Below are 13,937 nucleotides of genomic sequence, written 5' to 3'. Positions count from 1 at the left end.
GGCCGCATGTCTGAGAATCCTCAGGGCACAGACACGCCCACTGAAATCAATGTTCCCGACCGTCCAGGCCTTGAAGGCCTCGAAGAGAAACTCAATCAGCGTTGGGCCGAAGAAGGCACCTACAGCTTCAACGAGGACACCACCCGCGCTGATGTCTACTCGATCGACACGCCACCGCCTACGGCCTCTGGTTCCCTCCACGTAGGACACGTGTTCTCCTACACGCAGACCGACGTACTGGCCCGCTACCAGCGCATGAACGGCAAGAACGTCTTCTACCCCATGGGCTGGGACGATAACGGCCTGCCAACGGAGCGCCGCGTACAGAACTATTACGGTGTGCGTTGCGATCCGGCAGTCCCCTATGACCCTGACTATCAGCCGCCAGCTCAGCCTGCGAAGAACCAGCGTGACTGGGACGCGATCTCGCGTCACAACTTCATCGACCTGTGCCTGAAGCTGTCCGAAGAAGACGAGAAAGTCTTTGAGGACCTCTTCACCCGGCTCGGCCTCTCGGTCGACTGGAACATCACCTACCGCACGATCGATGAGCACTCCCGCGCCACCAGCCAGCGTGCCTTCCTGCGTGATCTTGCCGCAGGCAACGCCTACATGGCCGAGGCCCCAACGATGTGGGACGTGACCTTCCGCACCGCTGTAGCCCAGGCGGAGCTTGAGGACCGCGAGGTGGACGGCGCACAGCACCGCTTCAACTTCACTGCGGCAGATGGCCGCGGCATCGAAATCATGACGACGCGCCCTGAGCTTTTGCCTGCGTGCGTCGCGTTGGTGGCTCACCCGGATGATGAACGCTATCAAGACCTATTCGGTTCCACCGTTACTTCGCCGCTATTCGGTGTTGAGGTTGAGGTGCATCCGCATCCGCTTGCCAAGCCTGATAAGGGTACTGGTATCGCGATGATCTGTACGTTCGGTGACGCTACCGACGTGACCTGGTGGCGTGAACTCAACCTCCCGACCCGCTCTATTGTGGGCCGTGATGGCCGCCTCATGCGCGAAACCCCAGAGTGGATCACTACCGATGCCGGGCGTGCAGCCTACGAGCAGATGGCTGGGAAGACGATCTTCTCCGCTAAAGAGTCCGTGGTGAACCAGTTGCGCGAGGCTGAGCTGTTGCTCGCGGAGCCGACCAAGATCAAGCATGCCGTGAACTTCTTTGAGAAGGGCGAACGCCCGCTCGAGATCGTGACCTCCCGCCAGTGGTACATCCGCAACGGTGGCCGCGATGCCGAGCGCCGTGACGAACTCATTGAGCGCGGGCGTGAACTCGAATGGCACCCCGGCCACATGCGTTCCCGGTACGAGAACTGGGTTGAGGGCCTCAACGGTGACTGGCTTGTTTCTCGCCAGCGTTTCTTCGGCGTGCCGTTCCCCATCTGGTACCCGATCACTCAGGACGGCGAACCGGACTACGAGAACCCGATCATCCCGGATGAGCAGCAGCTTCCTGTTGATCCGCTCGAAGACGTCCCTGCTGGATACACGGCAGAGCAGCGCGATCAGCCGGGCGGGTTCATGGGGGATCCTGACGTGCTCGACACGTGGGCTACCTCGTCCTTGACCCCGCAGATCGTTGGGAACTGGGGTGTGGACGAGAAGCGTTTCCATAATGTCTTCCCGTTCGATCTGCGCCCGCAGGGCCACGACATCATCCGTACCTGGCTGTTCTCCACGGTGGTCCGATCCAACTCGCTCGAAGGTGTTGCGCCGTGGAAGAACGCGGCACTGTCGGGTTGGATCCTGGACCCGGACCGCAAGAAGATGTCCAAGTCCAAGGGCAATGTGGTTGTTCCAACCGAGATCCTGGACCAGTTCGGCTCCGATGCAGTTCGCTACTGGGCCGCCTCGGCCCGCTTGGGTGCGGACACCGCGTATGAGGTCGGTCAGATGAAGATCGGCCGTCGCCTTGCGATCAAGCTGCTCAACGCATCGAAGTTCGCTTTGAACTTGGGCGCTGACGAATCGCAGATCCTGCACGGCTCCGCTGATGTTGTCACGAACCCGTTGGACCGCTCGCTCTTGGTCCGCCTCGCTGAGGTGATTGAGAAAGCCACCGCGGCGTTTGAGGCTTATGAGTATGCGCGCGCGCTCGATCTCACGGAGTCCTTCTTCTGGGACTTCACCGACGACTATGTTGAGCTCATTAAGGACCGCGCATACGGCGGCCGTTCGGAGGCTGAGACCGCGTCCGTCCGCGCTACTCTCGCCACAACCCTGGATGCGTTGCTTCGCCTGCTGGCACCGTTCCAGCCGTTCGCTACTGAGGAAGTGTGGTCCTGGTGGCGTGCTGGTTCTGTGCACCGTGCGGCCTGGCCGAAGGCTGAGGAGATCCGCGCTGGCCTTGCAGATGCCGATGCCGAGATTCTGCCGAGCGTTGGTCAAGCCCTCATTGGCTTGCGTAAGGCTAAGTCCGATGCGAAGGTCAAGCAGCGCACGCGTGTTCTTTCCGGAACGATCACGGCTCCGGATGCCATGATCGAGCGGGTGCGTGCAGCGCTTGAAGATCTCTCGGCTGCTACAGCAGCGGATTCGCTCGAGCTTGCTGTTGGCGGCACCGAACTGGTTGTCTCTGACGTCGAGCTTGAACAGGCCGAGGAAGCATAACCTAACGGATAGCGACCATGAAGGTCCCTGTCACGCGACTATGCGCGTGACAGGGACCTTCATGTTTGGAAGACTCGCGTTACTCAGCAGTCCTCTCCTGAGAGGGCAATACTGCGTTTATGCGGACTTGCGTTCTTCGATGCCCGGATGCAGAACCAACTGAGGTTCCTTACCGTCAGTGATGACGTCTTCAGTCACGATGACTTCCGCGACATCGGTGCGGCCAGGAACATCGAACATGATCGAGCCAAGCGATTCTTCGAGGATCGAACGCAGGCCACGGGCACCCGTTCCGCGTTCCAAAGCCATATCGGCGATCGCACCGAGCGCGCCCTCCTCGAAGGTCAGACGCACGCCGTCGAACATGAACATCTTCTGGTACTGCTTGATCAAAGCGTTCTTAGGTTCGGTGAGGATCGAGATCAACGCATCACGGTCAAGGTTCTCTACCGCGGTGATCACGGGGAGGCGACCAATGAACTCGGGAATCAAACCGAACTTGAGGAGGTCTTCTGGCTGAACGTCGGCATAGGAAACCTCGTCGGCCTTCAACGTGGTCAGCGGAGCGCCAAATCCGATCCCCTTGCGGCCAGCTCGGGCGGCGATGATGTCGTCGAGACCCGCGAACGCGCCAGCCACGATGAACAGAACGTTGGTCGTATCGATCTGCAAGAAGTCCTGGTGCGGATGTTTCCGTCCACCCTGGGGCGGGACGGAAGCGACAGTGCCTTCCAGGATCTTCAGCAGAGCCTGCTGAACGCCCTCACCCGATACGTCGCGGGTGATCGATGGGTTCTCAGACTTACGTGAGATCTTGTCGATCTCGTCAATGTAGATGATGCCGTGCTGGGCACGTTCAACATCGAAGTCAGCTGCTTGGAGAAGCTTCAGGAGGATATTCTCAACGTCTTCACCAACATAGCCGGCCTCGGTCAGGCTCGTAGCATCAGCAACAGCGAAAGGAACGTTGAGGCGACGCGCTAAGGTCTGGGCGAGATAGGTTTTACCGGAACCGGTTGGCCCAACGAGCATGATGTTGGACTTCGCTACCTCAACCTCGTCAAAGTCCTTGAGCGATTCGCTACCTGCCGAACCGTTGCCGTTAATGCGCTTGTAGTGGTTATAGACCGCAACAGACAAGGCACGCTTGGCGGCTTCCTGCCCTACAACGAACTTCTCGAGGTGCTCGTAAATCTCTTGCGGGCGAGGCAACTCCATCTCTTGGGTTTCCTCAACCTCTACGCTTTCCTCTTCAATGATCTCGTTGCATACCTCGATGCAGTCATTGCAGATGTAAACCCCTGGGCCCGCGATGAGACGGCGAACCTGCTTCTGGCTCTTCCCACAGAAAGAGCATTTCAACAGATCCGTAGCTTCGCTCACGAGAACTCCTTAGAACTTTTCTGCGCAGGCAACTCGCCCGCGCTCTGACTAGCTTCCACTCTAGGCCAGGGGTCTGACACTTATGCATAGATAAAGCGCGTGTTCACCCTTCGACTCCCCTATTCTATGAGGAAGCTGAGGCAAACACGCGCCTTATCTGTGCGCGCGCCTTCTTCGATTGAGTCACACTCATTAACTGTGTGCGCTGAGGTGCGTCACGCGAAGCGTTGCGCTTATGAGCGGGTCATCTTACGCGAGGTGACAACCTCATCGATCAGGCCATACTCCTTCGCGCCTGCCGCGGTCATGAACAGGTCACGTTCGATGTCTTTGTCGACCTGTTCGGAGGTCTGATTCGACAGTTCCGCGAGCGTATCTGCAAGCCACTGACGCATACGCAGGACCTCATCGGCCTGGATCTGCAGGTCGGTCGCCGTGCCGCGCTCTCCCCCGCCCATCGCAGGCTGGTGGATCAGTACGCGAGCGTTCGGCAATGCCAGGCGCTTGCCCGGGGTACCTGCAGCGAGAAGTACTGCGGCAGCTGATGCGGCCTGGCCGAGGCATACCGTCTGAATTTCGGGACGGATGAACTGCATCGTGTCATAAATCGCAGTCATCGCGGTGAATGAGCCACCCGGCGAGTTGATGTACATCGTGATGTCGCGTTCCGGGTCCATCGATTCAAGGACCAACAGCTGCGCCATCACATCGTCAGCGGATGCGTCATCGACCTGTGCGCCGAGGAACACGATGCGATCTTCGAACAGTTTGGCGTAAGGGTCTTGACGCTTGAAGCCGTACGGGGTGCGTTCCTCGAACTGTGGGAGGATGTAGCGGTTTTCAGGAAGGTTGCCCGCCGCCGCAGAGAAGTTCTGTGGATCAAAGTTCATGAGTTCTCCTTAGAAGACGTTGGGCTTAGTTCTGGACGCCGCCGGTGCCAGTCACGGAGGATGCGTTCACGGCGATGTGGTCGAAGAAGCCGTATTCCTTGCCTTCTTCTGCTGTGAACCAGGAGTCGCGCTCGTTATCTTTGAGGATCCTCTCAAGTGGCTGGCCGGTCTGTTCCGCGGTCAGTTCGCTCATGACTTTCTTCATGTGCAGGATCAGCTGAGCCTGAATACGAATGTCAGATGCGGTGCCTCCGATGCCGCCGGATGGCTGGTGCATCAGGATGCGGGCATTCGGGGTCGCATAGCGCTTGCCCTTGGTTCCGGAGGACAGCAGGAACTGGCCCATCGATGCTGCGAGGCCGGTAGCGACGGTCACGACGTCGTTCGGGATGAACTTCATCGTGTCGTAGATGGCCATGCCCGCGGTGATCGAGCCACCTGGTGAGTTGATGTAGAGGTAGATGTCCGCTTCCGGGTCTTCCGCGGAGAGTAGTAGCAACTGGGAGCAGATCGTGTTGGCGATCTTGTCTTCTACCTGACTGCCCAACCAGATGATGCGTTCCTTCAGCAGGCGCTTGTAAATGTAGTCTTCCTGCATTGCCGGGTCTACGGAGGACATGCTCGGTGTCTCTTCAGAGCTCGTCATACTTCTCCCTCTCTGTGAGGTCCTCAGAGGTAAACCCATAGCGGGTCTACATGAATTGCTTGCTAACGACATTACCTAGGGGGCCGTTGCTTATCAGGGGGAAAACAGGGTGTTTCGCTTACGGCGTGAGCTCACTCGCTAGGAGCGGACAACCCAGGCACCGGGTCCACGACTCAGCGATCGCGCGGATCGCTGACGACAACGCGGATGCCTCACAGACAACTCCGTGCCTTTAACGTGGATGTGGCCCCGCTAGATGATCTAGCGGGGCCACACGGGGTTCTGCACGAGGATTTAGTTCTCCTCGGTTGCTTCCTCAGTCTCCTGTTCACCTTCTGGGGTGACGAACGGGGTCAGGTCGACGTCCTTGCCGTCGGTGTCCGTGACCTTCGCTGACTCGAGGACCTTAGCGAGGGCCTTACGGCGGCGAACCTCGCCTACAACTGCCTCGATCTGGCCGCCCTGGCCGAGCATCTGCATGAACTGCTGTGGGTCCATGCCGTACTGCTGGGAGGTCTGGAAGATGTATTCGAGCAATTCGTTCTGCTCGACGCCGATCTCTTCTTCCTCAGCGATCTTGTCGAGGACTACCTCGGCGCGGAAAGCCTTCTCGGTGTTCTGGCGAACTTCCTTACGGTGCTCTTCGGTGTCGTGGTCATCATCTTGGTTAGCCGAGTTGAAGTGCGCTTCAACCTGCTCTTCGATGACGCTCTCTGGTAGCGCGACCTCGACCTTCTCAAGGAGCGCATCAAGTGCCTTGTCGCGAGCCTCGACGCCCTGCTGCATGACTGCGTCTTTCTCCGCACCTTCGCGCAGGGAGTCGCGGAGCTCTTCGATCGTGTCGAATTCGGAGGCCAGCTGAGCGAACTCATCATCAGCTTCCGGTAGCTCGCGCTCCTTGACAGCGGTCAGGGTGACCTTCACGGTAGCGTCCTTACCGGAGTGCTCACCGCCCGCCAGTTTGGTTTCGAATGCGGCGTCCTCGTCAGCGGACAAGCCAATCAACGCCTCGTCGATGCCTTCGAGCATGGTACCCGAGCCGATCTCGTACGAGAGGCCGGTTGCCTCATCAACGGTCTCACCGTCGATGGAGGCTGCGATATCGATCGTGGTGAAGTCGCCATCCTGAGCAGGGCGGTCCACGGTCTTGAGTGTGCCGAAGCGGCCGCGCAACTCATCGAGGGCTTTCTGCACGTCCTCGTCTTTAGCTTCGCGTGGCTCAACGGTGAGCTCGATGCCCTCGTAGTTTGGCACCTCGATTTCAGGGCGAGCATCGACGGTGATGGTGAGCGAAACGTCGGCTTCGTTATCAGCTTCGTTGAGCGAAGGAGCCTGCTCGACCTCAACCTCCGGGCGAGCCAGTGGGACAACGCCGGTTTCAGCCAGCGCCTGCTGGTAGTAGGAGTCCAGCTGGCTGTTCAGTGCGTTCTCGACGACGTATTCGCGGCCTACGCGCTGATCGATCATCACTGCAGGAACCTTGCCGCGGCGGAAGCCAGGGACCTGGATCTGCTGGGCTACTTCCTTATACGAGGCATCCAGAGCCGGCTTGAAGTCGGCAAACGGGACCTCGATGTTCAGCTTGACCCGGGTGGGCGTCACACGCTCGAGCGAGGTTTTCACTGTGCTGATGCTCCTGACGTCTAGTCAATTATGAAAGTGATTCAAGTAAGGCCCGCCGTCCGAAGATTCGGCTGGCGGGCCTCGCAAGATATTGAAAGAGTCGGGATGACAGGATTTGAACCTGCGACTTCACGCTCCCAAAGCGCGCGCTCTACCAAGCTGAGCTACATCCCGGGATAGGCACCGATCCATCTAAGCACATCTGTGCGCCAAACTGAAATCGTACCCTATTTCCGAAAGTTCCTGAAACTATTGGCTCTAGGCTATAAAGCCTAGACTTCAATGTCGTGACGCATTCACATGGCTAGTAGATTCAGCAATGCGCTACTGACCGTGGCCGGTTCAGGACCAGTGATCACTGTATACGAGGTTTTTATTTTTACGAAATCCACTGTTTGCCTCGCGAGGCGAAATTTTGGTGAACTCGTTCGCACTGTTAGAGTGGTTCCGGTCGCTCCAGTGAGCGTGCCATGCGGGTGTAGCTTAATGGTAAAGCCCTTGCCTTCCAAGCAAGTTACGCGAGTTCGATTCTCGTCACCCGCTCTGGAATGGACATCTAAGGTTCCCGGCACAGGTAAGGTTCCTAGGGCAAAAAGGTTCTCCCGAAACACGTGGAAGTGTTTCGGGAGAACCTTTTTCAGTACAGAACCGTTTTCAGTACAGAACTAACTTCGCTACCGGTCTAGTCCCGCATCATGCTCCGCTACATCTGGATGTCGCCGGTGGTCTCGTAAACCCCGATCTTCCCGATGCGACGTAGGTGACGTTCGTCTCCTGGGAACGGCTCGGCAATGAATGTGCGGATGAGTTCGGTTGCTTCATCTATCGTGTGCTGGCGGCCGCCTATGGCTACGACGTTGGCGTTGTTGTGTTCGCGGGCGAGCTTTGCGGTCTCTTCGTTCCAGACGAGTGCTGCGCGGATTCCTTTGACCTTGTTCGCGGCGATCTGTTCACCGTTACCTGAGCCACCCAAAACGATTCCGAGTGCTTCGACACCGTTATCCCAGTCTTGAGCGACGGCTACCGCGGCATTGATGCAGAACCCTGGGTAGTCATCGAGTGGATCGTATTCTTGCGGGCCGTGGTCAATAACTTCGTGACCGTCCTCCCCCAGGACTTTGATCAGATGGTGGCTCAGTTCGAGACCCGCGTGATCTGTAGCGATGTGGATACGCACATTCCCTCCAAGGCGACGTAATCGAAACTCTCAAAGAGTATTCTAGGCAAGAAGCAAGCGCGCACGTCTGGTTAGATTGCATCCCAAGTGGGAAACTATTCAAGAAAGCCTTGACATCACTCACCTGCGCCCCTGAGAGCACCAAAATTAGAGGAGACTACCTGTGCCTGGACTTAACCTGACCCGCGACGAAGCGATGCAACGCTCCCGTCAGTTAGTGGCTCAGTCCTCCCACATCCACCTGGATCTCACCACAGGTAGCGAAACGTTCCGGACTAAAGCAACCATCGCGTTTCGTTCCGTTCCAGGCGCGTCCTCGTTCATCGACGCAATCACAGCGCGCATCCATTCGATTACCCTCAACGGCAAAGACCTCGATCCCGCGACCCACGCGGATGAATACCGGATCCAGCTGCCGGATCTGAAATCGGAGAACCTCTTGGAGATCGACGCGGATTTCCACTACTCCTCCACCGGTGAAGGTCTGCACCGCTTTGTAGACCCAGTCGATAACGAGGTCTACCTATACACCCAGTTCGAGGTTCCGGATGCACGCCGTGTTTTCCCTACTTTTGAACAGCCGGACCTCAAGCAGGCCTTCAGCTTCACGGTCGATGCCCCGGCTCACTGGACAGTGATCTCCAATCAGCCGACCCCACAGCCGCAACCTCTACCTGCTGAGGCGACCCCAACGGAACAGGGCACGCAACCCCAAACCGACATCGCGCGTTGGGTCTTCCCAGCCACGCCACGCATTTCCTCCTACATCACAGCGCTCGTGGCAGGCCCGTACAAGGGAACCACGGACGTCTACAAGGCAGAAGATGGCCGTAGCGTGCCGCTCGGCGTCTATTCTCGCGCTTCACTTGCACAATACGTAGACGCCCAGAACCTGTTCGAAACCACTAAGGCCGGGTTCAGGTTCTTTGAAGAGCAGTTCGGGACCCCGTACCCGTTCACTAAATACGACCAGATCTTTGTTCCAGACTTCAACGCCGGCGCGATGGAGAACGCCGGTTGTGTGACGATCCTGGAAGACTACGTGTTCCGTTCCAAGGTTTCCGGCGCGTTACGTGAACGCCGCGACATCACCGTTTTGCACGAGCTCGCTCACATGTGGTTTGGCGACCTCGTCACGATGCGTTGGTGGGATGACTTGTGGCTTAACGAGTCCTTCGCCGAGTTCATGTCTCACCTCTGCGCGGTTGAATCTGGCGTGTCCCCTCACGCATGGACGACGTTCGCGGCTTCCGAGAAGACCTGGGCCTACGCTCAGGATCAGTTGCCGACCACACACCCGATTACTGCCGACATGGTGGATCTCGACGCGGTCAACGCGAACTTCGATGGCATCACCTACGCTAAGGGCGCCGCTGTGCTGCGTCAGCTGGTTGCTTGGGTTGGCCAGGAAGCGTTCATGGAGGGCGTCCGGGCGTATCTCGCGGAGAACGCGTGGGGCAACGCCGAGCTTAAAGATCTGCTGCGCCACCTTGAAAAGGCTTCCGGGCGAGACTTGAGCGAGTGGTCTCAGCAGTGGCTGGAAACCTGCGGTGTCAACACTCTTAAGATCGACTATGACATCGACGAAGACGGATACCTTGCCGATCTCACCGTGACCCAGAGTGCGCCCGAGGCGCACCCGCATCTGCGTAAACAGCACATCAAGCTCGCTTTCTACACGCTTGATGCTGCACATAACCTCACACGTGATGTGAGCCTTGATGTGGATATCGAGGGTGAGAAGACCGTCATAGAGCAGGCTGGGCGGGTACCTACCCCTGACCTTGTTCTGCCTAATCACGCTGATCTGGGATTCGCGAAAATCCGCTTGGATTCAGCCTCTCTAGATACCGCTATCCGGCACGTGTCCGGGCTGCAGGAACCGCTGGATCGAGCGGTTGTGTGGTCCTCGCTGTGGGACGCTACCCGTGATGGGGAGCTCGCGGCAACAACCTTCGTCGATACCGTCCTGACCCACCTTCCTGCCGAGACTGACGCGACCCTTGCCAACCTTCTGGTGCGTCAGCTTGAGTACGCACTCAAGCACTATGTGCGCCCTTCTAAGGCCGAGACGCTGCGGCAGCGGGCCGGCAATGTTTTGTGGGGTGCAGCTCAAGAGGCTGCCCGTGGTAGCGACATGCAGTTCCAGCTCGTCAACGCTTTCGCTCGCCTCGCCAATAGCGATGTTCAGTTGGGCATTATTGAAGATCTCCGTAGCGGGGAGACTTCGCTGTCCGGTCTTGAGATCGATCAGGACCTCTCCTGGACCCTCCTGATTTCCCTCGCGACCGGTGGCCGCATCGGCGAAGCCGAGATCGATGCTGAGTACGCGAAGGATTCCTCGGCAACAGGCGCGACGAGCGCGCAAACCGCTAAAGCTGCACTGCCAAATCCTGAGGCTAAGCAGAAGGCGTGGGAAGCGATGGTCAAGGAGCAAAACCTGACGAACACTATGCAGCGAGCCACGCTCTTGGGCTTCAACCGTTGCCACGACGATCACCTCTTGGCGCCATACGCTGAGCTCTACTTCGAGAACCTCGCCGCGATGTGGGATGACGCAAGCTATGAGATGTCACAACGACTAGTGACGGGGCTCTACCCGTACTTCGCGGCCACACCGGCCACATTGCAGGCGACAACTCAGGCAATCGAGACCCTCGCCGCTGACAAGCCAGGGCTCAAGCGTCCCCTGCTTGAGGCCCGCGACGGGCTTGAACGCATCATCGCCGCCCGCAAGGCAGACGAAGCCGCACACCGGACTAAGGCCACGCACTGAAACCCCACCGATTTCAGGTGAGTGTGGCTTGGCGGGCCGGTGACGGCCCGCCAACGAGCTCGCTACGTGCGTTCTCACGTGAATCCGTAGCAACCACACCGGGGCTCGGGCGTCCGCCGGTTTCGGATTCGTCCTCGCATACAACAGGGCTTGCGCTCTCGGCAGCAAAAGCGTTCTTCGGTGACCCCGCTCAGTGGAATCCGGAAACGCTCATGCTGGCGGCTTTGGGGCAATGCCATGTGCTTTCGTTTCTGCGCGCAGCCGGAATGCGAGGGTTCGATGTTGCCCGGACGAGCGTGGACGTCAGCGGGGAGCTAACCCTCTCCCCTGATGGTTCAGGCCGATTCACACTCATAGAGATTCAGCCTGCTACCCTCATTCCAAGGCTCGATGCACGGGCCCACGCGGAAGAATACAGGCAACTACACAGCCAGGCTCACAAATGGTGTTTTATCGCTAACAGCACCGCATGCAAGATCCTCGTCCACCCGGACAGCGGCGCAGACAACATCGGCGCAGCAGTCAGTAGCGAATAGTTGAGCGGTGGCGTTACGTGAGCGGCGGACGCTAGGGCTTGAGACAATGCTGGTATGGAGATGAACGAGAAACCCACCCCAGGTGTTGAAAAGCGTGAGTTCAAGGGCGCAATCCCTCTAGGCAATGTGCGTCCAGCTGGTCTCAACAGCACCGAGGCGATGGTGGGTAGCGTGTATCACCAGCTAGGTGAAAAGAAGTTCGTGGATCTGGTTGCCGCGTTCTATCGCGGCGTTGCAAAAGATGAGATCTTGCGGGCCGAATATCCCGAAGAAGACCTAGGCCCGGCAGAAATTCGCTTGCGCCTGTTCCTCATCCAGTACTTCGGCGGTCCCAGCACCTATTCCGAACACCGTGGTCATCCACGCTTGCGGGCCCGCCACTTCGCTTTCACCGTCAACCGAGACACTCGCGAACGCTGGCTCAAACACATGCGCGCTGCGATGGACGAAGTCTCATTGCCCCCAGCAATCGACGCGTTGATGTGGGATTACTTTGAGCGTGCCGCGACCGCGATGTTGAACACAGCCGACTAGCTCAACCCCGCCCGGTATAACAAGGTTCCGCCATGGCAGGATAGCCGCCGCCACATGCCTGCCGTGAAAAGGCGGGAACGCCCACCTTTGAGCACAAATCCGAGGGCGTAGGCCGTGAACGCGGCCCCCGCCAGCATGGGTGCCAAACGATCGCTCAGCTCAACCACGCCCAATTCGCTTAGAGATTTCCCCCACACCGCATTGCGTGCCTGCACGAGCACCGGTTGCCCCGGCTGATCCGGCAAGGACTCGCTGACGATTCGCGCGACTTCAGCACCCGCATCGTGCACTGCATCATCAACCACCGTCCCCGCTTGCTCCCATTGCGATTGCAGCGGCACCAGCGACGTCCATGGTGCGTTCACACGCTGCGGCGGGATGCGTAACTGCCCGTGGCCCGCGCTCGTTGCCCGCGGCAGACGATCACGCAGTTCAGCCATCGGGACCACAACGTCCACGAGTTCTGTTTGCTGAGTGAGACGCACCCCGCGCTGAGCGATAATCACGGGCGCGGGGTCCGTCAACATCATCGGGAAAGAAAACGCGGTGTGTAATGCCGCGACCCGGCCGCGCGCAACAATCCGACACACTCCATCACGAATACTGGCAGACCTCTGTAGGAAAGTCCCCACATCCTCGAGGTCTGTCGCTTCAGACAAGATCAAACTAGTGGCCACCCTCTTAGTGTGCCAGGCACCTCCACCGTTGAGGTTGCGGCTATGATCTGAACAACATCTTTCATCAAGACCACGCAAGCGGAGGGTCATTTTTCATGGCATCGCCAACCGATGTTCTCAAGAACCTACTGGACCTCACAGAACCAGGCGCTCAAACCCACGAAATCATCTCGGTTGGGCACACCCCTAAAATCGGGCCGCCACGTATCTACGGGGGTCAGGTGTTGGGGCAGTCGGTTGTTGCGGCGCAACGCACGGTCGGTGATGACCGTCCGATCCACTCCCTCCACGGCTACTTCCTACGCCCCGGCGATCCTGAGAAGCCCATTACGTACGGTGTCGCGAAGCTACGCGACGGCCGCTCCTTTAGTGCGCGCCGCGTCAACGCTTACCAAGATGGGACACCGATCCTCTCAATGTCCGCATCCTTCCAGGTACCAGGTGCCGGCCCGATCTTCCAGGATGCGATGCCTGAAGGCGTCCCGGCCCCTGAGGATGTGCCGACCCTGGATGAAGAGCTAGCGGATATCGATCACCCGTTGAAGGACATGGTCACCAAGTATCGTCCTTTCGACCTGCGTTATCCGGAAGGTTCCCTCTATGCCCACCCAGCAGGCACCCCGCAACGTCATCTCGTGTGGATGAAGACGCGTGCTCAGCTTCCTGATGATCCGCTTCTGCACCGTGCCGCGTTAGCTTTCGGCTCTGACTTCACCCAGGTGGAGACTGCGTTGCGCCGTATGGGTACATCCTGGATTGGGATACAACAGCTGGAGGCCTCTTATGCGAGCTTGGATCATTCGATGTGGTGGCACCGCGAAGCTCGCGTGGATGAGTGGCTACTGTTCGACCACCACGCCAGCACGGCTCAGGATGGCCGCAGCTTGATCCGCTCCTCAGTGTTCACCCGAGAGGGCGAGCTGGTCGCTTCGGTCGTTCAGGAAGCGATGATCCGCCTGTCTGAAGACCACGAGTATCCGCTCTCCTAGCTTCCCCTGGACCGCTTGCATGTTCACTGCTGGGCGGCACTTAAATGCTGGTGGCTCCCGCGTTATATAACGCGGGAGCCA

The 13,937-nt window shown here is 58.6% G+C and carries 11 protein-coding genes and 2 tRNA genes; 6 read left to right on the top strand and 7 right to left on the bottom strand.

From position 1 onward, the window contains the following. Positions 1–6 precede the first annotated feature (6 nt). Positions 7–2,625: a valine--tRNA ligase gene (valS, locus tag HMPREF3160_RS08105; protein ID WP_070507984.1), complete on the top strand. Its 2,619-nt coding sequence runs from the start codon at positions 7–9 to the stop codon at positions 2,623–2,625. Positions 2,626–2,742: 117 nt separating this feature from the next. Here the strand turns inward: valS and clpX are convergent, their stop codons facing one another. From clpX to HMPREF3160_RS08080, 5 genes are all read right to left on the bottom strand, one after another. Then, complete coding sequence (clpX, locus tag HMPREF3160_RS08100; protein WP_070507981.1) at positions 2,743–4,008, bottom strand: ATP-dependent Clp protease ATP-binding subunit ClpX; 1,266 nt, start codon at positions 4,006–4,008, stop codon at positions 2,743–2,745. Positions 4,009–4,241: 233 nt separating this feature from the next. Further along, positions 4,242–4,898 carry an ATP-dependent Clp protease proteolytic subunit gene (locus HMPREF3160_RS08095; RefSeq protein ID WP_035755078.1) on the bottom strand — a complete coding sequence of 219 codons (657 nt, stop codon included), beginning with the start codon at positions 4,896–4,898 and terminating at the stop codon, positions 4,242–4,244. A 25-nt stretch (positions 4,899–4,923) separates the two neighbouring features. Further along, on the bottom strand, positions 4,924–5,517 hold the full coding sequence (locus tag HMPREF3160_RS08090; protein ID WP_035755075.1) for an ATP-dependent Clp protease proteolytic subunit: 594 nt from the start codon (positions 5,515–5,517) through the stop codon (positions 4,924–4,926). A gap of 321 nt (positions 5,518–5,838) precedes the next feature. Then, positions 5,839–7,167 (bottom strand): trigger factor, encoded by a 1,329-nt coding sequence (gene tig / locus HMPREF3160_RS08085; RefSeq protein WP_035755073.1) that lies wholly within the window; start codon positions 7,165–7,167, stop codon positions 5,839–5,841. A gap of 100 nt (positions 7,168–7,267) precedes the next feature. Further along, positions 7,268–7,341 (bottom strand) — tRNA-Pro (locus HMPREF3160_RS08080). Positions 7,342–7,639: 298 nt separating this feature from the next. Here HMPREF3160_RS08080 and HMPREF3160_RS08075 point away from each other — a divergent pair. Continuing rightward, a tRNA-Gly gene (locus tag HMPREF3160_RS08075) sits at positions 7,640–7,710 on the top strand. Positions 7,711–7,870: 160 nt separating this feature from the next. On the opposite strand, the gene HMPREF3160_RS08070 is transcribed toward HMPREF3160_RS08075, so the two are convergent. Then, the gene (locus HMPREF3160_RS08070; RefSeq protein WP_035755071.1) at positions 7,871–8,344 is read right to left on the bottom strand and encodes a ribose-5-phosphate isomerase; all 474 of its coding nucleotides are present in this window, start codon (positions 8,342–8,344) and stop codon (positions 7,871–7,873) included. Positions 8,345–8,507: 163 nt separating this feature from the next. Between HMPREF3160_RS08070 and pepN the strand changes: the two genes are divergently transcribed. The 3 genes from pepN (at position 8,508) to HMPREF3160_RS08055 (ending at position 12,190) form a co-directional block, all read left to right on the top strand. Further along, entirely contained in the window at positions 8,508–11,120 is a 2,613-nt protein-coding gene (gene pepN / locus HMPREF3160_RS08065; protein ID WP_083285567.1) for an aminopeptidase N, read from the top strand. 17 nt (positions 11,121–11,137) lie between these two features. After that, positions 11,138–11,656, top strand: a complete 519-nt coding sequence (locus HMPREF3160_RS09900) for an OsmC family protein (RefSeq protein WP_141739884.1) — start codon at positions 11,138–11,140, stop codon at positions 11,654–11,656. A gap of 159 nt (positions 11,657–11,815) precedes the next feature. Next, positions 11,816–12,190, top strand: coding sequence for a globin (locus HMPREF3160_RS08055; protein WP_070492329.1), 375 nt, complete (start codon positions 11,816–11,818; stop codon positions 12,188–12,190). Here HMPREF3160_RS08055 and HMPREF3160_RS08050 read toward each other — a convergent pair. Then, positions 12,187–12,867 carry a DUF8185 domain-containing protein gene (locus tag HMPREF3160_RS08050; RefSeq protein WP_141739883.1) on the bottom strand — a complete coding sequence of 227 codons (681 nt, stop codon included), beginning with the start codon at positions 12,865–12,867 and terminating at the stop codon, positions 12,187–12,189. The two genes, HMPREF3160_RS08055 and HMPREF3160_RS08050, sit on opposite strands and share 4 nt — an antisense overlap. 95 nt (positions 12,868–12,962) lie before the next feature. On the opposite strand from HMPREF3160_RS08050, the gene HMPREF3160_RS08045 reads away from it, so the two are divergent. Then, positions 12,963–13,856 carry an acyl-CoA thioesterase gene (locus HMPREF3160_RS08045; RefSeq protein ID WP_070492299.1) on the top strand — a complete coding sequence of 298 codons (894 nt, stop codon included), beginning with the start codon at positions 12,963–12,965 and terminating at the stop codon, positions 13,854–13,856. The last annotated feature ends 81 nt before the right edge of the window (positions 13,857–13,937 follow it).

It is taken from the genome of Arthrobacter sp. HMSC06H05, from assembly GCF_001807395.1.
Lineage (GTDB): Bacteria > Actinomycetota > Actinomycetes > Actinomycetales > Micrococcaceae > Pseudoglutamicibacter > Pseudoglutamicibacter albus.
This window is presented reverse-complemented; position numbering and strand designations above follow the sequence as displayed.